The organism is Streptomyces sp. NPDC026394 (assembly GCF_055567735.1).
Genome location: NZ_JBVHPX010000036.1, coordinates 13,269 through 35,717, shown reverse-complemented (window position 1 = coordinate 35,717; position 22,449 = coordinate 13,269). Strand labels below are relative to the sequence as shown.

Genomic DNA, 22,449 nt, shown 5'->3' with positions numbered 1-22,449 from the left:
CGCGGCCGCCGGCCGGAGCCACGGACGTGGCTCCGGACCCCTTCGTGACCCAACCAGACCGGACCCTGTCCGACGGAGCATCCATGTGTGCCAGACCTACGGACCGTCATGCCCCCGTACCCTCCGGGCCGCTCTCGGCGAGCGACCTGACCGGCCGTCTCCTGCGGCGGGCGGGCGAACTGCTGGACGTCCCGGCCGCGTCGGTCGGCCCCGACGCGGCCCTCTCCTCCCTGGGGCTCACCTCGTTGCACGCGGTCGCCTTGAGCGAGGCGCTCGCGGAGTGGTCCGGCCGCCCCGTGCCGCCCAGCGTGTTCTGGGAGGCGCCCACCCTGGCGGGAGTCGTGGACCGGGTCCTCGGCCACGGCCGGCCCGGCGAGCGGCAGGAGCCGTCGGGGAGCGTCCCGTCGGCGGACCGGGAGCCGGTGGCCATCGTCGGTATCGGCTGCCGCCTCCCCGGCGCCTCGACGCCCGAGCAGTTGTGGGAGCTGCTGCTGGACGGCCGGACGACCGCCGACGGGCTGGAGCTGCACACCTGCGAAGGGGCGCGGGCCCGGCTCGAAGGCTCCTTCCTCGACGACGTGGACTCCTTCGACGCGGCCTTCTTCGCGATCTCCCCGCGTGAGGCCGCCACCATGGACCCGCAGCAGCGGCTGCTGCTCGAAACGGCCTGGGAGGCCCTTGAGGACGCGGGCCAGGTCCCCGCGGCGCTCGCCGGCAGTGCCACCGGCGTCTTCGTCGGCATCTCCGGTTACGACCACGGGCGGCTGCACTTCGGCACCCCGGACGCCGATCTGCACATCGGTACCGGCAGCGCGCTGAGCATCGCCGCCAACCGGCTCTCGTACGCCTTCCACTTCACCGGCCCGAGTCTGGCGGTGGACACCGCCTGTTCGTCGTCGCTGGTGGCCGTCCACCTCGCCTGCCGCAGCCTGTGGGAGGGCGAATCGGAACTGGCGCTGGCGGCGGGGGTGAACGTCATCCTCGACGGGGCGGTCAATGACGCCTTCGCGCGCGCCGGGTTCCTCTCGCCCGACGGTCGGTGCAAGACCTTCGACGCCGCCGCCGACGGGTACGGCCGGGGCGAGGGCTGCGCCGTGGTCGTCCTCAAACCGCTGACGCGCGCCCTCGCGGACGGCGACCCCGTGTACGCGGTCGTCAAGAGCACGGCGGTCAACCAGGACGGGCACAGCAACGGCCTGACCGCACCCAGCGGCACGGCGCAGGAGCGCCTGCTCGCCGCGGCCTACCGCCGGGCCGGTGTGGCGCCCGGCGCCGTCGGCTACATCGAGGCGCACGGCACCGGCACCCCGCTGGGCGATCCCGTCGAGGCGCGGGCGATCGGCCGGGCGCTGGGCGGTGCACGGGAGTCCGGGGAGCCCCTGTACGTGGGCTCGGTCAAGAGCAACCTCGGTCACCTGGAGGCGGCCGCGGGCATCACCGGGCTGGTGAAGGCGGCCCTGTGCGTCCGCCACCGGACGATCCCGCCGACCGCCGGCTACCGGACGCCCAACCCCGGGATCGACTTCGCCGGCCTCGGACTGCGCGTGCCGGACAGGGCGCTGGCCTGGCCCGGGGGCCAGGACGAGGCCGTCGCCGGGGTGAGTTCCTTCGGCTTCGGCGGTACCAACGCGCACATCGTGCTCGGTGAGCCGCCCGCCACCGCCACGGCGTACGACGGGGACGACACGGAGACGGGCCGGACGGGCGCCACGCTGCTGCCTGTCTCGGGCACCGACCCGGCCGGGGCCGCGCAACAGGCTGGCGCCTACCGGGAGTTGCTGGCGTCCGATCGCTCGCGCACGGGTGCGCTGGCCTATACGGCCGGTACCCGGCGTACCCATCACCGCTTCCGCCGGGCCCTGGTGGCGGGCGGTGCCCGGGAGGCCGGGGACCTGCTGGCCGGCGTCGCGGCGGAGCCGCCGGACCGGCCGGTGCCCCCGGGCGGCCCCGGCCCGACCGCCTTCGTCTTCTCCGGACAGGGCAACCAGTGGCCGGGCATGGGCCGCGAGCTGCTGCGCGACGAGCCGGTGGCGGCCGCGGTGCTCGGCGAGTGCGACGACATCCTGGAGAAGCTGACCGGACGGTCGCTGCTGGAGCGGCTCGCCGCCGACGAGGAGGCGGCCGCCGGGTACGACGATCCGGCCGTGCTCCAGCCGGTCCTGGTCTCCGTCCAACTGGCGGTGGCCCGGCTCCTGGAGAGCTGGGGCATCGCCCCGGAGTACCACGTCGGCCACAGCCTCGGTGAGGTCTCGGCGGCGGCCGCGGCCGGCGCGCTGAGTACCGAGGAGGCGCTGTTCCTCGCCGTCACCCGCGGTGAGGTGATGCGCGGGGCGACGGGCACCGGCAGTACGGCGCTGCTCGGGCTGCCCGCCGACGAGGTGGGCGCCAGGATCGCGGCGGCGGGCGGCGCGGTCGACACGGCGGCGTGGAACGCCCCGCGCTCCACCCTGGTCGCGGGCGACGGCCCGGCGGTGGAGCGGCTGGTGCGGCAGGCGGCGGCCGACGGTGTCTTCGCCCGTGTCCTGCCGGGCACCACCGCGTTCCACAGCCGCTTCGTCGAGCCGCTGCACGACCGGCTCGCCGCCGAGGTGGGGGACCTGGCACCGCAGGACGTCGCCTCCACCCTGGTCTCCACCGTCACCGGAGGCCCCGTCGACGGGAGCGCTCTGGGCGCCGCCTACTGGGCCCGCAATCTGCGGGAGCCCGTACGGTTCGCGCAGGCCGTACGCCACGTGACCGACGCGGGCTGCCGGACGTTCGTCGAGATCGGCGCGCATCCCACGCTCACGCCCGCCATCCTGGAAACGGCCGCGGCAGCGGGCGCCGACGTCGTGGTGGCTCCCACCTTGCGACGCGGTGAGCCGGCCCGTACCGCGCTCCTGCACACCGCGGCCACGCTGTACGAGGCGGGCGCCGAACTCGACTTCGCCGCCGTCAACCCCGCCTCGGCCGGCGTGCTCCGGCTCCCGGTGCGGCAGTGGAACAGACAGCGGTTCGGGGACCGGGCGCGTCTCGCGGCGCGGATGTCCCGGGTGGTCTCCCCCGCGCCCGCCGGGCTGCTGGGCCGCCGGTTCAGCGCGGCGGCGGGGGACGCGCACTACTGGGACGGCGCGCTGGCTCCCCACACTCCTCAGCTTCCCGCCTGCCAGGCGGGCCGTTACGGCCTTGCGGGGGTTCCGCTGCACCTGCCGGACAGCCTGGCGGCCGCGGCCCTCGACGCGGCCGAAGAGCTGTTCCCCGAGCGGCGGTTCACGGTCGACGTACGGCCGGACCCGAGGGCCGTACGGGTGGCGCAGGATGCCGCGACTCAGCTCGCGCTGACACCGGACGGGGCCGGGGGGCGCCTCACCCTGCACACCCGCGGGGAGGGCGAGGGGAAGTGGTTGCCGTACGCCGAGGCGACCCTCGCCGAAGGGCACCCGGCGCCGCAGGAGCCGGTGGACGTCGCCGCGCTGCTCGGCCGTCTCCCGGAGCGGACGCACGGCGAAGCGCTCCGCGCGGGCCTCGTCGCGGCCGGCTGGAGCCTTCCCGAACCCGAGCGGGCCGAGGAGGTGCAGCACGGGCCCGAGGGGGCGCTGGTACGACTGCGCGCCGCCGCCGCGTGGAACCGGCGCGCGATGCTGGACTCGGCGGTGCTGGCCGCGGTGCTGGCCGCACACCTGGCGGACCAGGGAGCGGCCGCCCGGGTGCCCGCCCGGTTGGCCGGCGTCTCCGTCCCCAAGGCCACGGGCCCTAAGGCCACGGCCCCCGGCGCCACGGACCCCGGCGCCACGGACCAGGCGGTGCCCTCATGGGCCCGTGTCACGGTCCTGGACGGCCAAGCCGACGACGTGCCCGAGGAGTTGGCGCTCCGCGTGCAGCTCCTCGACGCCGAGGGGTGGGTACTGGGCGGGATCGGGCGCATCACCCTGACCCCGCTGGGTGACGCCGAGTCGGCTGCGGCGGCGGCACTGCTCCACCAGGACGAGGCCCTGCTGGCCGTCGCCGACGCCCCGATCGGCGAGCTGCTGGCCGCGAGCCCCGCGGAGCGGCCCGGCCTGCTGACCGACTACCTGCGCAAGGAGACCGCCCGGGTGCTGCGCATGCCTGCCGCCTCGATCGACCCCGCGGCGCCCATGAACGCCCTCGGGCTCGACTCGATCATGAGCCTGGAGCTGCATCGCAGGCTGGAGGCGGCGCTGGGCATCGAGGTCCCCGTCGTGCGGTTCCTGCGCGGAGCCACCACGGCGGACATCGCCGCCGAACTGGCCGCGTCGCTCGCCGACGGCTCCCAGGGCCCGGCGGACGGCGCCGGAACTCCCCGCCACGCGGAGCTGGAAGACCCCGCGGACATCGAACGGCTCCTGGCCGAACTGGACGACCTGCCCGAGGAGGAGGTGGATTCGCTGCTCCAGCGGCTCGCGCCGCAGGCAGCGGAACAGTCATGACGACTGAGCTCTCACAGGACCAGCGCCGCGAGGCCCTGCGTGCGCTGCTGCGCGACCGGGCCCGCCGCTCAGCCGAGCCGCAGCCCGTGTCCCAGGGCCAGCGGGCTCTGTGGACCTTCGACCGGATCCACCCGGGCAGCCCTGCCTACAACCTCAGCTTCGCCGCGCGGGTCGAGGGCCCGCTGGACACCGGTGCGCTGCGTACCGCCCTTCAGCAGATCATCGACCACCACGCGGGACTGCGGACCACGCTGGCGGAGTACGAGGGTGAGGTGCGGCAGCGGATCGCCCGGCACGGCACGCTGGAGTTCACCGAGGCGGACCTGACAGGCCGGACCGCCGAGGAGGTCGACGCCGCGGTCACGGAGTTCTGCACTCTGCCCTTCGACCTGTCCGAGGGCCCGCTCCTGCGCGTACGGACGATCCGCCACGCGGACGGGCCGCTCCTGCTGCTGTCGGCCCATCACATCGCGATGGACCTGTGGTCCTTCGGGCTGTTCATGGACGACCTCCAGCGCTGCTACCCGGCCGCGGCCGAGGGCCGCAAGGGCGAGCCCGTACATCCCGGCCAGGGCTACCTCGACTACGTACGCTGGCAGTCCGAGATGCTCGAAGGGGACCGGGCCGCCGCCGACGCGGCGTACTGGGAGGAGCAGCTCGACGGCGCCGTCCCGGTACTGGACCTGCCGACCGACCGTCCCCGCCCGGCCGTACCCGGCCACCTGGGGTCCGTGCACACCTTCCGCCTGGACTCCGCGGTGACCGAGCAGGTCACCGCGCTGGCGAAGGAGCACCGCACCACCCCGTACGTCGTGCTCCTGTCGGCCTTCAACGTACTGATGCACCGCTGGACGGGGCAGGACGACATCTGTGTGGGGTCGGTGTCCTCGGGGCGCAGCCGTGCCGCGTTCCAGGAGGTCCTGGGGTACTTCTCCAACCTCACCGTGCTGCGTACACGCATCAGCCCGCGGCAGAGCTTCGGCGAGCTGGTCGACGCGGTGCGGGAGACCGCGCTCGGCGCGCTGGAGCACCAGGACCACCCCTTCCCGCTGCTGGCCGAGCGGCTGGCCGGCCTGCGCCGGTCCGGCGGCTCCCCGCTGTTCAACGTGGCCTTCTACTACGAGTCGGCGGCGTGGTCCGCGCAGAGCGGCCTTTCGCTCTTCGGCACCGGATTCACCGACGCCTCCCTGCGGCTGGGCGACCTCACGCTGCGGCCCTACCCTCTCGCCGTACAGGGCACGGAGCACGACCTGTCGCTGTTCGTCGAAGAGGTCGGCGGTGAGCTGTGCTGCTCACTGCGGTACGCCACCGACCTCTTCGACCGTGGCACGGTACGGCGGCTGGCGGACTCCTTCGCCGCCCTCACCGCCCAGTGTCTGGCCGCCCCGGACCGCGATCACGCCCTGCTGGACGCCGTCCCGGAGGCCGACCGGCGGCTCCTGCGGGAATGGAACCGCCTGGCGGACGGCGCCCGCAGCACCGGGCGCTGCGCCCACGACCTCGTACGGGAACAGGCCGCACGCACCCCGGACGCCCTCGCCGTCGTGCACGGCGACGCCCGTCTCACCTACCGTGAGCTCGTCGAGCGGGCGACGGACCTCGCGGCGGAGTTGCAGGCCCGGGGTGTCGGGCCGGACGTACGCGTCGGTCTCAGTGCCGAAGGGTCGCTGGAACTGGTCGTCGGCATGCTGGCGGTGCTGATGGCGGGCGGCGCGTACGTGCCGCTCGACCCGGCCTATCCGCACGACCGGCTCACGTACATGCTGGAGAACTGCCGGGCGGCCCTGCTGCTCACCCTGCGCCGCCACGCCGGGCAGCTCCCGCCCGCCGGCGTACCGGTCCTGTTCCTGGACGAGCTGCGCCCGGCGCCGGGCGGGCGGCTCACCGGCCCGGCCCCCGCGCCGGACGACCTCGCCTACGTGATCTACACCTCCGGCACCACCGGCCGCCCCAAGGGCGCCATGATCACCCACCAGGGGCTGGTCAACCTCGACCTCGTCCACCGCGAGGCGCTGCCGCCCCGGCCCGGCCGGCGGGTGCTCCAGTTCGCGTCGATCAGCTTCGACTACTTCACCTGGGAGTGGATGCTCGCCCTGACCACCGGCGGCTCGCTGCACGTGGCCTCACGTGAGGAACTGCGCCCCGGGCCCCCGCTGATCGACCTGGTGGCCCGGGACCGGATCACCACGCTCAACCTGACCGCGGGTGTCCTGGCCACCCTCGACCCCGCCGAGCTGCCCTCCGTCACCGAGGTGACCTCGGCCAGCGAGCCCTGCTCGGCCGCACTGGTCGAGCGCTGGGCCCGCGACGGCCGGCGCATGGTCAACGCCTACGGGCCCACCGAGATCTCGGTCTTCTGCACCACCATGGCGCCGCTGACCGCCGACGGCAGCACCCCGCCGATCGGCCGCACCGTGCCCGGCACCGAACTCCACGTCCTCGACGCCGCGATGCAGCCGGTGCCGGTCGGCGCGGTCGGCGAGCTGTACATCGGCGGCCTCGGCGTCGGGCGCGGCTACCAGAGCCGTCCCGACATCACCGCCGACCGCTTCGTCCCCGACCCGTTCGGCACCCAGCCGGGCGGCCGGCTCTACCGCTCCGGCGACCGCGTTCGCTGGGATGAACGCGGTGTCCTGCACTACCTCGGCCGCACCGACCACCAGGTCAAGATCCGCGGTGTGCGCATCGAGCCGAGCGAGATCGAAACGGTCCTGGCCGCCCACCCGGACGTGCGCCGCGCCGTGGTCCTGGCCCGTCCGTCCCGGACCGGGGACCTCCATCTCGTCGGCTACGCGACCCTGCGCGAACCGGTTTCCGGGCCGGTGGACGCCGCGGCCTTGCGCGCCCACCTCGCCGAGCGGCTGCCGGCCGCCCTGGTCCCCGCCTTCCTCGTCGTCCTGGACCACTTCCCCCTCAACCCGAACGGAAAGCTGGACCGGGCCAGGCTCCCCGAGCCCGACCTGGAACGGGCCCGGGAGGACCTGGCCGGCGGCGAGCCCCGCACGCCGCTGGAGCTGAGCGTCGCCGCCGTCTGGCGCGAGGTGCTGGGCGTCGAGCGGATCGGCGTCCGGGACAACTTCTTCGAACTGGGCGGGCACTCGCTGCTCGCGACCCGGGTGGTGACCCGGCTGCGCGACACGCTGGGGGTCGAACTCCCGCTCCGCGACGTCTTCGACGCCCGCACCGTCGAGGCGCTGGCCGAGCGGGTGGAGCAGCACCGTGCGGAGCGGGACGGGACGTCGGCCGGGCCCATCGAGCCGGTGGCGCGCGATCCGCGCGGGACGGAGCTCTCCTTCGCCCAGCGCCGGCTGTGGTTCCTCGAACAGCTCCAACCGGGCAACCCCGCCTATCACGTGGCGGGCGAACTCCACCTGGACGGCGAGCTGGACGTACCGGCACTGCGCGCCGCCCTCACCGAGGTGGTGCGCAGGCACGAGGCGCTGCGCACGGTGTACACCACCGTCGACGGTGAGCCGCGCCAGGTGGTGGCCCCGGTCCCGGCCGAGGTGCTGCCGGCGGCCACGCTCGACGCCCCCGGCCTGCTCGCCGAGCGCGCCGCGGCCTTCGCCGCCCGGCCGTTCGACCTGGCCGCCGCCCCCATGCGGGCGGAACTGGTGCGGCTCGGTGCGCGCCGTCACGTCCTTCTGCTGGCGCTGCACCACATCGCGTCCGACGGTTGGTCGCTGCGCGTCATGCTGCGCGAACTGGCCGAGCTGTACGCGGCGTTCCACGAGGGCAGGCCGTCGCCGCTGCCGGAGCCGGGCGTGCAGTACGCCGACTTCGCCGCCTGGCAGCGTGCCCGGCACCGTACGGCGGAAGGGGAACGGTCCCTGGCGCACTGGCAGGAGCGGCTGGCCGGCAGCCCGCCCGCGCTGGAGCTGCCCACGGACTTCCCGCGCGGCGAACTGTCCGGCCGGACCGCCGGCCGGACCGCGCGGCCCCTCGACGCGGCGCTGACCGGGAAGATCCACGAGCTGGCCGCACGCCACGCCGCCAGCCCGTCGATGGTGCTGCTCAGCGCGTTCCAGTCGGTGCTCTCCCGCTGGTCGGGACAGCACGACGTGCTGGTGGGCATGCCCGTCGCCGGGCGGGTCCGGCGTGAGGTCGAGGACACCGTCGGGCTCTTCGTCAACACCGTCGTCATCCGCGGCGACACCTCCGGCAGCCCCACCTTCACGGACCTCCTCGGCCGGGTGCGGCGTACGGCACTGGACGCCGACGCCTACCAGGACGTGCCGTTCGAGGAGCTGGTGGAACGGCTGGCCCCGCAGCGCGACATGTCGCGCACCCCGGTGTTCCAGGTCATGTTCAACATGCACAACCTGGACGCGTTCGAGATCGGCATGCCGGGTGTGTCCACCCGGCTCGTCGAGGCGCGGGACACCACGTCCAAGTTCGACCTGACCCTGTACGCCAAGCCCCGCGAGGACCGTATCGACCTCGAACTGGTCTACTCCGCCGACCTCTTCGCGCCCGAGACCGCGCAGGCGCTGCTCGACCAGCTCCACGGTCTGCTGGTGGCGGCCGGGGACGACCCGGACCGGCCGGTCGACACGCTCACGTACGGAACCGCACCGGCCGACGACACTCCCGCGGCGTTGCCGTCACTGCCCTGGACGGGCGCGGTGCACGAGAAGTTCACCGCGGCGGCACGCCGCCGCCCGGAAGCCGCCGCGCTGCTCCACCCCGCCGGGCGGCTCGACTACGCGGCCCTGAAGGACGCGTCGGCCACGGTCGCCGGCCTGCTGCGGGCCGCCGGCGTCGGGCCCGGCGACCGGGTGGCGGTGCACAGCGCGCGTTGCGCGGGGCTCGTGGTGGCGCTGCTGGGTGTGCTGCGGGCCGGGGCCGCCTTCGCGGTCCTCGACCGGGAGCACCCCGCCGCCCGTCGCACGGCGAACGCCGAAGCGGTGGCGGCCCGCGCCTGGATCGAGGTCGGTGACGCCGCGGACGGGCCCGCCGCGCTCGGGGTACACACCGGGATCACGTGCCGGATCGGCGCGGACGGGACGGTCTCCGGACCGGCCGGGCCGGTGACCCGGCACACCGGCGCCCCCGCCCGGCCGGAGGACACCGCCTACCTCGCCTTCACCTCGGGGTCCACCGGCGTCCCCAAGACGGTCGTGGGCCCGCACGGGCCGCTGGCGCACTTCGTGGACTGGTACACCACCACCTTCGGCATCGGGGCCAGGGACCGGTTCGCGCTCACCTCCGGGCTGAGCCACGACCCCCTGCTCCGCGACCTGTTCGTGCCGCTGGCCGTCGGGGCCCCGGTCCACGTGCCCGGCCCCGGGGACCTGGCCGCGCCGGAGGCGCTCGCCGCCTGGCTGGCCGCCAACGAAGTGACCGTCCTGCACCTGACCCCGCCGACCGCCCGTTTCCTGTCCGTCCTGCCGAAGGGCTCCCTGCCGTCGCTGCGCTACGCCTTCTTCGGCGGCGACGTCCTGGGCGCCCACGAGGTCCAGGTGATCCGGCGGCTCGCCCCCGGCGTCACGGTCGTCAACTTCTACGGCGCCACCGAGACCCCGCAGGCCCACGCCTGGCACGTCGTCGGTGACGACCCGGTGGGCAGCCAGCCGCTGGGCCGCGGCATCGACGGCAGCCGGCTGCTGGTGCTGCGCGGCGACGAGCCCGCCGCCGTCGGCGAGCTGGGCGAGATCGCCGTACGCAGCGCCCACCTCGCCGACGGCTACCTGAACGACCGGGAGGCCACCGCGCGCAGCTTCACCACCGGCCGGCACACCGGCCCCGGTGAACGCCTCTACCGCACCGGCGACCTCGGCCGGCTGCGGCCGGACGGCACGGTGGCCTTCGCGGGCCGTGCCGACCGGCAGGTCAAGGTGCGCGGCCACCGCGTGGACCCGGCCGAGACCGAGACCGTGCTGCGCGCCCACCCGGCCGTCGCCGACGCGCGGGTCCTGGCGGACACCGACGCCGCGGGGGAAACCGTGCTGCGCGGCTACGTCACGGCCGTCGGCGACGAGGACCCGGCGGCCCGCGCCCTGCGCGCCCACGCCGCCGAACGGCTCCCGGCCCACCTCGTCCCCGCGGCCGTCACCGTCGTCGCCGCCTTCCCGCTGACCCCGAACGGAAAGGTGGACGAGCGGGCCCTGCGCCGGCTGCCGGCCGACCGGGACACGGCGGGCAGCACACCGGACGCCGCGCCCGCCTCCGACCTGGAGCACCGGCTGACCGAACTGTGGCGTGACCTGCTGCGCACCCCGCAGGTGGGCCGCGAGGACAACTTCTTCGACCTCGGGGGCCACTCCCTGCTCGTCGTCCGCCTGCAAGCACTCATCGAACGCGAGCTGGGCCGCACGCTCAGCGTCGTCGAACTCTTCCGCTACCCCACTGTCGCCGCCCTCGCCCGGGCCCTCGGTGACCCGGCGCCGGACGACGCGGCGGCGGCACAGCGCGCGGCGGCCGACGCGGCACTCAGGAACGACCGGCGGGCCCGGCGCAGGCGCCGGCTCAGAGAGGAGCACACCGGTGGACACCACGCCTGACGACGGCCTCGACCGGATCGCGGTGGTCGGACTGGCCTGCCGGGTCCCCGGCGCCGACGACACCGAGCGGCTGTGGCAGAACCTGCTGGCCGGGCGGGAGTCGGTGGTCCGGCTCCCGGTCACCGGCGACGAGCCCGAGGGCTACGTCCCCGCCGCGGCCCCCCTGGACGGCCCCGGCGACTTCGACGCGGAGTTCTTCGGGATGACCCCGCGCGAGGCGGAGCTGACCGACCCGCAGCACCGGCTGTTCCTCGAACACTGCTGGACGGCGCTGGAACACGCCGGCTGCGACCCGGCCCGCTACGACGGCCGGGTAGGTGTCTGGGGCGGCTGCGGCGTCAACACCTACCTCGTCCTCAACGTACTGCCGCACTACCGGCGTGCGGACCTCCTGCGGGAGTACCCGGCCGCGCTGCTGCACGGCAACGACAAGGACTACCTGGCGACCCGTACGGCATACCGGCTCGGACTGACCGGCCCGGCGCTGTCCGTGCAGACCGCCTGCTCCACCTCGCTGGTGGCGGTCGCCCAGGCGTGCCAGTCGCTGCTGGACTACCAGTGCGACATGGCGCTGGCCGGCGGGGCGGCCCTGAAGCTCCCGCAGGAGTGGGGTTACGTCTACGAGGAAGGCGGCATCCAGTCGCCCGACGGGCACTGCCGGCCGTTCGACGCGGACGCCGGCGGCACGGTGTTCGGCAGCGGTGTCGGTGTCGTGGCCCTCAAGCGGCTGGAGGACGCGCTCGCGGACGGGGACACGGTGCACGCCGTCATCCTCGGCGCCGCGGTCAACAACGACGGGGCGCGCCGGGTCGGCTACGCGGCGCCGAGCGTCGACGGGCAGGCCGAGGTGATCGCCGAGGCGTACCGGGCCGCCGGGATCAGCGCGGCCACCGTCGGCTTCGTCGAGGCCCACGGCACCGGGACGGCGGTCGGCGACCCCATCGAACTGGCCGCGCTGGGCGAGGTGTTCCGCGCCGCCGGGGCCGCCGGGGCGTCGGTGTACGTGGGGTCGGTGAAGTCCAACCTCGGCCACCTCAACGCGGCTTCCGGCGTGCTCGGCCTGATCAAGGCGGTGCTCGCGGTCCGCACCGGCCAGGTGCCGCCCACCGTGCACTACCGGGCCCGCAACCCGATGACCGCGGCCGACAGCCCGTTCACCGTCAACAGCGCCCCGCAGCCCTGGCCGCGGCGGGACGCGCCGCGCCGGGCCGGCGTCAGTTCCTTCGGGGTGGGCGGCACCAACGTCCACGTCGTCCTGGAGGAGCCCCCGGCCCGTACCGAGGACGGCACCCGCAGGGTGCGCGCGCACCAGATCGTCCCGCTGTCCGCCCGCACTCCCGAGGCGCTGGAGCAGGCCAGGGAGCGGCTGGTGGCGGGGCTGCGCGACGGGGGCTGGGGCGCGCTGCCCGATGTCGCCCACACGCTCCAGCGGGGCCGCCGGCATTTCGCGCACCGGACGGCCGTCGTCCACACGACCGGTCCCGGGGCGGCGGAGGCCCTGGCCGAAGCGTCCGGGCGGCAGGCCGCCGACACGGCGCGGGTCGCCTTCCTCTTCCCGGGGCAGGGCAGCCAGTACAGCGGCATGACCGCCGGTCTGCTGGAGACCGAGCCGGTCTTCGCCACGGAGATCGAGCGGTGCGCCCGGCTGCTGCGCCCGGAGATCGGGCGTGACCTGCGGGAGCTGCTGGCGCGGCCCGCGCCGGAGGACGGGCCCGACCCGCTGACCTCCACCGGGCTGGCGCAGCCGGTGCTGTTCGCGGTCGAGTACGCGCTGGCCCGTACGGTGCAGGCGCTCGGCGTGGAGCCGGCCGGGATGCTCGGGCACAGTCTCGGCGAGTGGGTGGCGGCCACCCTGTCCGGTGTCTTCGCCCTGCCCGACGCCCTGCGGCTGGTGGCGGCGCGCGGCCGGCTGATGGCCCGGATGGCGCCGGGCGACATGCTGGCGGTGCAACTGCCGGAGGACGAGGCCCGCGCTCTGGAGCGGCCCGGTCTGGTGCTGGCGGCGGTCAACGCCCCGGGCCAGTGTGTGCTGTCCGGCACGCCGGAGGAAGTGGCGGAGGCGGCCGGCGAACTGGCCCGGCGCGGCGTGCCCACCCGGCTGCTGGAGACCTCGCACGCCTTCCACTCCCCCTCGCTCGACCCGATGCTCGACCCGTTCGCGGCGCTCGTCGCCGAGGTGCCGCGCAACGCTCCCCGGCTGCCCTTCGTGTCCGGGGTGACCGGCACCTGGATCACCGGGGCGCAGGCGACCGATCCCGCCTACTGGGCCGAGCAGGCGCGCCGCCCGGTGCGCTGCGCCGACGGGCTGCGGACGCTCGCCGACGGCGGACGGCCGGTGCTGCTGGAGGTCGGTCCCGGCCGGGCGCTGGGCCGGTTCGCGGCCCAGGTGACCGGGCCCGGCACGGCGGCGGTCGCCACCGTGCGCGGGCAGCGGCAGGCCGGGCCGGACGAGCGCACGCTGCTGAACGCCGTGGCGCGGCTGTGGGAACACGGCGTGGAGGTGGACTGGGCGGCGTTCTCCGCCCCTGAGGAGCGGCTCACCGTCCCGCTCCCCACCTACCCCTTCCAGCGCCGCACGCACTGGATCGACGCTCCCGGGGACGACCACCCGGCGAAGGACACCGCGACGGCCCCTGGGCAGGCCGCGACGAGCGCCCCGGCGCGGGACGCCGACGCCCCGCGGGAGGACCCCGTTCTCGTCCGGACCCGGCAGCTGTGGAGCGAACTGCTCGGCGTCGAGGACGTCGCGCCCGGGGACGACTTCTTCGTCCTCGGCGGCGACTCCCTCCTCGCCACCCGCCTCGCCTCGCGCATCCACCGCGCCCTCGGCGTCCGGCTGCCCCTGGACGAGCTGTTCGACGAGCCGTCCCTGGAGCGGATGGCCAAGCTCGTCACGGCCCACGGCGGCGCCATCGACCACGCCTCGACGGACCACACGGAGAAGCGATGACACCGTCCCCCGCCGGCCCTCTCTCCTTCTCCCAGGAGCGGGCCTGGTTCCTGGAACAGCTCACCCCCGGCACCGCGCTGCAGAACATCCCGCTGGCCGTACGGCTCACCGGCCGGCTGGACACGGCCGCCCTGACCGAGGCGCTGCGCGGCCTCGTGCGGCGGCACGGCGTGCTGCGCTCGTCGGTCACCGTCGTGGACGGTGTCCCGGTCCAGCGCGTCGAGGACCCCGGGCCGCTGCCCGTCCCGGTCACCGACCTGCGTACCGGTGACACCGCCGGCACCGAGGCGGCGGCCCACGACTGGCTGCGCCGGCAGGCACGGACGCCCATCCCCCTGGACCGGGCTCCCCTGATACGGGCCGCACTGGCGCGGGTGGGCGAGGACGAGCACCTGCTCGCCGTCACGGTGCACCACATCGCCTTCGACGGCTGGTCGGTCGGTGTCCTGATGAGGGAGCTGGGCGCCCGCTACGCCGCCGGCATCGCCGGCCAGGAGGCCGAGCTGCCCGAACTCCCCCTGAGTTACGCCGACTTCGCTGCACGCCAGCGTGCGGCGTTCACATCCGGCGAGATGGCCGACGACCTGGCCCACTGGCGGGACGAGCTGTCCGGCCCATTGCCCGTGCTGGAACTGCCCACCGACCGCACCCGCCCGGAAACGCCTGCCTACCGGGGCGCGACCGTCAGCCGGGTCCTGCCCCACGACGACGCCCAGGCGCTCGCGGAACTGGCCCGCGCCCAGGGCGTGACGCCGTACATGGTGCTGCTGGGCGGTTACGCCGCCCTGCTCAGCCGTTGGAGCGGCCAGTCCTCCGTCGTCGTCGGCAGCCCCGTCGCGGGCCGTACCAGCGAGGACCTGGACGACCTGATCGGCTTCTTCGTCAACACCATGGCGGTGCGCGTCGACCTGTCCGGCGACCCGGGCTTCGACGTACTGCTGCGCCGGGTGCGCAAGAAGGCACTGGGTGCCTACGCGCACCAGGGCGTGCCCTTCGAGAAGATCGTCGAGGAACTGGCCCCCGACCGGAACGGCAACCGGGCACCCGTCTTCCAGACCCTGTTCGTCCTGCAAAATGCCCCGCTGGAAGGGCTCCGCCTGCCGGGGCTGACGGTCGAGCCGCTCCAGGTGCACAACGGCACCGCCGCTTTCGACCTGCTGATGTCGGTCAGCCGGCTGCCGCAGGGCCTGACCGTGACCCTGGAGTACGACACCTCGCTCTTCGACGAGGCCACGGCCGTCCGGCTGCTGGAACAGTACGAGACGCTGCTGCGGGGCGCGGTGGCCGACCCCGGCACCCCGGTCTCGCGGCTCCCGCTCCTCGAAGCCGGGGAGGCGGAGCGGCTGCTGGCGCTGGGCCGGGGCGGCGAGGACTTCCCGGTCGGCGGCAGCCTGCACCAGGGCTTCGAGGAGCAGGTCCGCCGCCGCCCCGACGCCGCCGCCGTCACCTGCGGAGACCGTCACCTCAGTTACGCGGAACTCGACACGGCGGCGAACGAACTCGCCTCCCGTCTCCGTGCGTTGGGGATCAGCGCCGAGAGCCTGGTCGGCCTCTACCTGGACCGCGGCTTCGACACCGTCATCAGCATCCTCGCCGTGCTCAAGGCGGGAGCCGCGTACGTCCCCATGGACCCGGCCTACCCCGGCCCCCGCGTGGCCCGCATCCTCGGCGACGCCCGGCCGCCCGTCCTCGTCGTCCACGAACGGCTGCGCGGGCGGCTGCCGGAGTACGACGGACACCTGCTGGTGCTCGACGGCACCGACCGGCCCGCCACCCGCCCCACGCCCGCGCCCGCGCCCGCTCCCACCGGCCCGGACAACGCCGCGTACGTGATCTACACCTCCGGGTCGACCGGCACCCCCAAGGGTGTCCAGATCACCCACGCCAACGTGCTGCGGCTCTTCGCTGCGACCCGCTCCCGCTACCGCTTCGACCACCACGACGTGTGGCCGCTGTTCCACTCCTACGCGTTCGACGTGTCCGTGTGGGAGCTGTGGGGAGCGCTGCTGCACGGCGGCCGGCTGGTCGTCGTGCCGGACGCCGTCGCCCGCGACGCCGAGGCGTACCGGGAGCTGGTGCGCGCCGAAGGCGTCACCGTCCTCAACCAGACCCCGTCGGCCTTCGTGCACTTCTCGGCCGCCGACGCCCCGCACGACCCGGCCGAACTGGCTCTGCGCCTGGTCATCTTCGCCGGGGAGGCGCTGGAACCGGGCACCCTGAAGGGCTGGTTCGCCCGGCACGGCGACCGCACCCCGCGCCTGGTCAACATGTACGGGATCACCGAGACCACCGTCCACGTCACCCTCCGGGAGATGACGTCGGCCGACGTCACCACGGCGCGGCGCAGCCCGATCGGGCGCCCCATGCCCGACCTCGACCTGTACGTCCTGGACGGGCGGTGCCAGCCGGTGCCCACCGGCACCACGGGCGAGCTGTACGTGGGCGGCCCCGGGCTGGCCAGGTGCTACTTCGGCGCGCCCGCCCTGACCGCCGACCGGTTCGTACCGGACCCGTTCGGCCGCACGCCCGGCGCGCGGCTGTACCGCAGCGGCGACCTGGCGCGGATCACCGCCGACGGCGAGATCGAGTACCTGGGCCGCTCCGACCACCAGATCAAGGTACGCGGCTACCGCGTCGAAGCGGGCGAGATCGAGGCGCAGTTGCTCGACCACCCCGCCGTCGACTCCGCGGTCGTGGTGCCCCGGCCCGATCCGGGCGGCGACGTGCGGCTGACCGCGTACGTCACCTGCGGTGCCGGCCCGGTGTCCGAAGACGAGCTGCGGGCCCTGCTGGCGGAGCGGCTGCCCGGCTACATGGTGCCGTGGCGGGTGCTGGTGCTGGACGCCCTGCCGCTGACCGTCAACGGCAAGGTGGACCGTGCCGCGCTGCCCGCCGCCGACAGCGTCCGCCCGGCCGTGGCCACCACGTACGAGGAGCCGCGGGACGCGGTGGAGCGGGCCGTGGCCGCCGCCTGCGCCGCGGTGCTCGGACTGGACCGGGTGGGCAGGTCGGACAACTTCTTCGAGCTGGGCGGGCACTCCCTGCTGGCCACCCGGCTGGTCTTCCGGCTCCGGGCCGAACTGGGCACCGAACTGCCGCTGCGCGCCCTGTTCGAGGTGCCCACGGCCGCGGGCATCGCCGCGGCCGTCCGGGCCGCGCAGGAGCAGCGCGGCGCCGCGCCCGCGGCCCGGGACCTGGCCGCGGACGCCGTACTCCCCTCCGGCCTGGCCGGCTTCACCGCCCCGGCGCCCCACCTGCTCGCCAAGCCCACCCACATCCTGCTCACCGGCGCCACCGGATTCCTCGGCGCGTTCCTCCTGCGCGAACTGCTGCGCACCACGGACGCCGCCGTCCACTGCCTGGTACGCGCCGACGACGACGCCCGGGCCCGGCAGCGGCTGACGGAGGCGGCCCTGCGCTACGGCCTCGACGACCCGGGACAGGACAGCCGGGTCGTGCCGCTCGCCGGCGACCTCGCCGCCCCGGGCCTGGGCCTCACCGCGCGGCAACGCGACCGGCTCGCGGACACCGTGGACGCGATCTACCACTGCGGTGCCGGCGTCAACCTCGTCTACCCCTACGAACAGCTCAAGGCCGCCAACGTGGACGGCACCGCGGAACTGGTGCGGCTGGCCGGCCGCACCCGGCGCGCCCCGCTGCACCACGTCTCGACCGTCGGCGTCTTCGGCGCCGTGCCCGGACACGGCGGGCCGGTCCGGGAGACCGACCTGCCCGGCCCCGCCGGTGCGCTGCGCCAGGGCTACACGCAGAGCAAGTGGGTCGCCGAGCGGATCGTGTGGCAGGCCGCGGCCGCCGGGCTGCCGGTGACCGTGCACCGGCCGAGCCGTGTCGCCGGCGACAGCCGCAGCGGCGCCTGCCAGACCGACGACTACCTGTGGCGGGTGATCAAGGGGTGTGTGCAGGCGGGCCGCTACCCCCGCGACGTCCGGGTGCTCACCGACCTGGTGCCGGTCGACCACGTCAGCTCCGCCATCGTCGCGCTGTCCCGCACGCCGGAAGCCCTGGGCCGGGCACACCACCTGGTCAACCCCCGGCCGGTGCCGCTGAGCGACGTACTCGAACACGTCCGCACCTTCGGCTACGACCTGACCGGCCTGCCCTTCACCGACTGGGCAGGCGCCGTCGCCGCGGACCCGGACAACGCGGCCTACCCCCTGCTGGGCGTCCTGGAGTCGAGCACCGAAGCCGCCGGCGAACTGCGCTTCGCGCAGGACGACACGGCCGCGCTGCTCGAACCCGCCGCCCTCCGGTGCCCCGCCACCGACGCGGAACTCCTGCACCGCTACCTGGATCACTTCGTCAGCACCGGGTTCCTGCCGGCCCCGGTCCGCACCCACCTCTCCGACGACACCACGAGGAACCACTCATGACCACAGCGACCCAGTCCTCCTACTACAGCTCCGGTGAACACCCCCACCCCGAGTACGAACTGGAGCGGCTCCGCGCCCAGGCCCTGGTCTTCTGGCCCAAGGAACTGCGCCACCTCCAGCAGCTCGGCCTGCGCCCCGACATGGACGTGCTCGACGCCGGATGCGGCCCCGGCTTCATCACCGAGGCGCTGCTGGAGAGCCTGCCGCAGGGCACCGTCACCGGACTCGAACTCGACGCGGGCCTGCTCGCGCAGGCACGCGGCCGGCTGGCCCCCGAGGAGGGCGGGCGGCTGAACCTGCTCCAGGGCTCCATCACCGAAGCCCCGCTGCCGGACGCCGGGTTCGACCTGGCGCTGGCCCGGCTCGTGCTCCAGCACATCGCCGAGCCCGCCCGGGCCCTGACCGAACTGGGCCGCCTGCTGCGCCCCGGTGGCCGCCTCGTGGTGGCCGACGCCGACGACGCGCTGTGGGGCAGCATCCACCCCGGCATCCCCGGTCTCGCCGACGTCATGGAGATGCGGCGCCGGCACCAGGCGCAGCGCGGCGGCAACCGCTACGTCGGGCGCGCCGTACCCGCCATGATGCGCGCCGCCGGGTTCACCGACATCACCGTCGAGGCCGTGGCCGTCACCAGCGACGAGCTGGGCATGGACGCCCTCGCCGGCCAGCTCGACGTGCGGGCGCGCACCGCCCTGATGGTCAAGGAGGGCGTGATCTCCGAGGAGCAGGTGGAGCGTACCCAGGAGGAGGTCCGGCAGTTCCTGGCCGACCCGGCCTCGTCCTTCATGCTGCTGATGTTCCTCTACAGCGGCGTCAAGCAGGGCGGTGAGCGCCGGTGAGCGGCGACGTGCCCGCGACCGCCTGGGCGGTCGTCGTCAACCACGAGGAGCAGTACTCGGTGTGGCCCGGTGACCGCCCGGCCCCGCCGGGCTGGCGGGAGGAGAGCCGCCACGCCACCCGCGAGCAGTGCCTGGAGCACATCGCCCAGGTGTGGACCGACATGCGGCCGCTGAGCCTGCGGAACCGGATGGAGAGGCCGGCATGACGTACGGAACCGATGCCCTGCCCGTCGGGGAGGACACCGACGAGCTGCGCGACTTCGCCCCGGACACCCTGGTGCGGGCGCTGCGCACACGCAGCGGCAAGCAGCCGGACCGGGTGGCGTACACCTTCCTGCACAACGGCGAGACGATCGGCGAGGAGCTGACGTACCAGCAGCTCGACGTGGCCGCCCGGGCCCGTGCGGTGGCGCTGGACGACGCGGGCCTCGGCGGCCGCAACGCCGTGCTCCTGCACGCGCCGGGACTGGAGTTCGTCAAGGCGTTCGCCGGCTGCCTCTACGCCGGGACGGCCGGGGCGCCGCTCCAGGTACCGCACAACGCCGCGGGCGTGGAACGGCTGCTGCGGGTCGTCGAGGACACCGGGTCCCCGGTCGTCCTCACCGACACCGAGACCCGTGACGACGTCCTCGCCCGGTTCGGTGGCACCCCGGGCGTGGCGGAGCTGACCTGGCTCACCACGGACACGGTCGACCCGGGCGCCGCCGAGCGGTGGACCGAGACGGAACCTGACCCCGAACACACCGCCCTGCTCCAGTACACCTCCGGCTCCACCGGCCGCCCCAAGGGCGTGATGGTCTCGCACCGCAACTTCTGCGTGCAGGCCGCCGAGAACCAGGAGGTGTGGCACGTCAGCGACGACGACATCGGCGTCTCGTGGCTGCCCACGTTCCACGACATGGGCCTGATGTACGGCGTGGTCATGCCGCTGTGGCGCGGCATGCGGGTCTACCTGATGGCGCCGCAGGCGTTCGTCCGGCGGCCCCGCCGCTGGCTGGAGGCGATCAGCCGCCACCGCGGCACCCTGTCGGCGGGCCCCAACTTCGCCTACGACATGTGCAGCCGGGTGGCCGAGACGGAGGGCGTCGACGGGCTGGACCTGTCGTCCTGGCGGATGGCGGTCTGCGGCGCCGAGCCGGTACGCATGCCGAGCATGGAACGCTTCGCCGCGGCCTACGCGCCCGCCGGGTTCGCCCACCGCGCGCTGGCCCCCGGCTACGGGCTGGCCGAGAACACCCTGAAGGTCTCCGCGACCCCGGCCGACCAGGACTACCGCACCCTGTGGGTCTCCGGCGCCGCGCTCGCCGCGGGCCGCGCCGAGCCGGTCACCGCGGACACCGCCGGAGCCGTGCCGGTCGTCTGCAACGGCCCCCACCAGACCGGCACGACCGTACGCATCGTCGACCCCGTGACCCGCCGGGCCCGCCCGGACGGCGAGGTCGGGGAGATCTGGGTGCAGGGCGGCAGCGTCGCCAAGGGCTACTGGCGGCGGCCCGCGGAGACCCGGGAGACCTTCCGGGCCCGCATCGCGGACGAGGAGTCCGGCACGTTCCTGCGCACCGGCGACCTCGGATTCGTCCACGAGGGCGAGCTGTACCCGACCGGCCGCTGGAAGGACCTCATCATCGTCGACGGCCGCAACCTGTACCCGCAGGACATCGAACTGACCGTGGAGAAGTCCCACCCCGCGCTGCACCCCGCCTGCGCCGCCGCCTTCCCGGTCGAGCGCGACGGACGCGAACAGCTCGTGGTGCTCGTCGAGACCAACCCGGGCGTGACCGCCTCCGGCGACGACCTCGCCGCCCGGGTCGCCACCGCCGTCGGACAGCACCACGAGGTGCTGCCGGCCGAGGTGGTCCTCGTACGCCGCCGCAGCCTGCTCAAGACCACCAGCGGGAAGATCCAGCGCCGCGCCTGCAAGCAGAGCTACCTGGACGGCACGCTCCAGTACGCCGGGCAGCACGCACCGGACGGAAAGGACGAGGCCCGTGGAGCCTGACACCTCCGAAGCCCGCGGACAGGTGTTCCGCTGCTGGTCCGCACAGGGCGGCGACCGGCCGCTGACCGTGGCCGGCGCCCAGGGAAGCTGGTTCTGGGACCACGACGGCAACCGCTACCTCGACCTGGCGTCCCAGCTGGTCAACGTGAACCTGGGGCACCAGCACCCGCGTCTGCTGGCGGCCGTCACCGAGCAGGCCGGCCGTCTGTGCACCGTCGGGCCGCACTTCTCCGACGACACGCGCGACCAACTGGCGCGGCTGATCGCCGAGCGCGCCCCCGGCGACCTGGACCGGGTCTTCTTCACCAACGGCGGCACCGAGGCCAACGAACACGCCGTCCGCATGGCCAGGCTGTCCACCGGCCGGTCCAAGGTGCTCACCGCCTACCGCTCCTACCACGGGGCCACCAGCGGCTCGATCACCCTCACCGGGGACCCCCGCCGCTGGCCCAACGAGCCGGGCCTGCCGGGCGTCGTGCACTTCTTCGGGCCGTACGCCTACCGCACGGCCTTCCACGCGCAGGACGAACAGCAGGAGTGCGCGCGGGCGCTGGGCCACCTCGAAGAGGTCTTCCGCATGGAAGGCCCGCACACCGTCGCCGCCGTCCTCCTGGAGACGGTGGTCGGCACGAACGGCGTGCTCGTCCCGCCGGACGGCTACCTCCAGGGCGTACGCGAGCTGTGCGACCGCTACGGGGCCCTGCTCATCTGCGACGAGGTCATGGTCGGCTTCGGGCGTGTCGGCGAGTGGTTCGCCGTCGACGCGTGGCAGGTCACCCCCGACCTGATCACCTTCGCCAAGGGCGTCAACTCCGGCTACGTACCGCTGGGCGGGGTCATCGTCTCCGAGCGGGTGGCGGCGGCGTTCGAGGACCGGGTCTACCCCGGGGGCCTGACCTACTCCGGGCACCCGCTGGCCTGCGCGCCGGGCATCGCCACCATCGAGGTCTTCGAGGAGACCGACCTGCTGGCGCACGTGCGGCGGATGGGCCGGGAGGTGATGGCGCCCGCGCTGGAGAAGATGGCCGCTCGGCATCCGAGCGTCGGCGAAGTACGCGGCCGCGGCCTGTTCTGGGCGATCGAGCTGGTCCGCGACCGGGAGAGCCGGGAGCCGCTGGTGCCCTTCAACGCCACCGGCGCCGAGGCCGCGCCGATGGCCGAGGTGATGGCCGCCTGTGTCGCCGCGGGCGTCTGGCCGATGTGCCAGATGAACCGCGTCCACCTCGCGCCGCCCCTGGTGATCACCGAGGAGGAGCTGCGCGGGGGTCTGGAGGCCGTCGACGCCGCCCTGGACACCGCCGACGCGTACGCCACCCGATGACCGCCGGTCCGGCCGTTCC

At 74.7% G+C, this 22,449-nt stretch carries 8 protein-coding genes; all 8 read left to right on the top strand.

Annotated features, from left to right (window positions below; genetic code table 11):
• Window positions 1-83 precede the first annotated feature (83 nt).
• The 8 genes from ACZ4QV_RS40040 to ACZ4QV_RS40005 are packed head-to-tail and all read left to right on the top strand — an operon-like array spanning window position 84 to window position 22,430.
• Window positions 84-4,427 (top strand): type I polyketide synthase, encoded by a 4,344-nt coding sequence (locus ACZ4QV_RS40040; protein WP_467764285.1) that lies wholly within the window; start codon window positions 84-86, stop codon window positions 4,425-4,427.
• Complete coding sequence (locus tag ACZ4QV_RS40035; protein ID WP_467764284.1) at window positions 4,424-10,930, top strand: amino acid adenylation domain-containing protein; 6,507 nt, start codon at window positions 4,424-4,426, stop codon at window positions 10,928-10,930. Before ACZ4QV_RS40040 ends, ACZ4QV_RS40035 begins: the two co-directional genes overlap by 4 nt.
• Window positions 10,914-13,880: a type I polyketide synthase gene (locus ACZ4QV_RS40030; protein WP_467764283.1), complete on the top strand. Its 2,967-nt coding sequence runs from the start codon at window positions 10,914-10,916 to the stop codon at window positions 13,878-13,880. Before ACZ4QV_RS40035 ends, ACZ4QV_RS40030 begins: the two co-directional genes overlap by 17 nt.
• Window positions 13,877-18,271 carry a non-ribosomal peptide synthetase gene (locus ACZ4QV_RS40025; protein WP_361617746.1) on the top strand — a complete coding sequence of 1,465 codons (4,395 nt, stop codon included), beginning with the start codon at window positions 13,877-13,879 and terminating at the stop codon, window positions 18,269-18,271. Before ACZ4QV_RS40030 ends, ACZ4QV_RS40025 begins: the two co-directional genes overlap by 4 nt.
• Complete coding sequence (locus ACZ4QV_RS40020; protein ID WP_467764282.1) at window positions 18,268-19,110, top strand: methyltransferase domain-containing protein; 843 nt, start codon at window positions 18,268-18,270, stop codon at window positions 19,108-19,110. The genes ACZ4QV_RS40025 and ACZ4QV_RS40020 overlap by 4 nt, the downstream gene beginning before the upstream one ends.
• Window positions 19,107-19,316, top strand: coding sequence for an MbtH family protein (locus tag ACZ4QV_RS40015; protein WP_361591319.1), 210 nt, complete (start codon window positions 19,107-19,109; stop codon window positions 19,314-19,316). Before ACZ4QV_RS40020 ends, ACZ4QV_RS40015 begins: the two co-directional genes overlap by 4 nt.
• A complete protein-coding gene (locus ACZ4QV_RS40010) occupies window positions 19,313-21,109 on the top strand; it encodes a fatty acyl-AMP ligase (RefSeq protein WP_361591317.1) in 1,797 nt (598 codons plus the stop codon). Before ACZ4QV_RS40015 ends, ACZ4QV_RS40010 begins: the two co-directional genes overlap by 4 nt.
• Window positions 21,099-22,430, top strand: a complete 1,332-nt coding sequence (locus ACZ4QV_RS40005) for an aspartate aminotransferase family protein (protein ID WP_361617743.1) — start codon at window positions 21,099-21,101, stop codon at window positions 22,428-22,430. Before ACZ4QV_RS40010 ends, ACZ4QV_RS40005 begins: the two co-directional genes overlap by 11 nt.
• Window positions 22,431-22,449 lie beyond the last annotated feature (19 nt).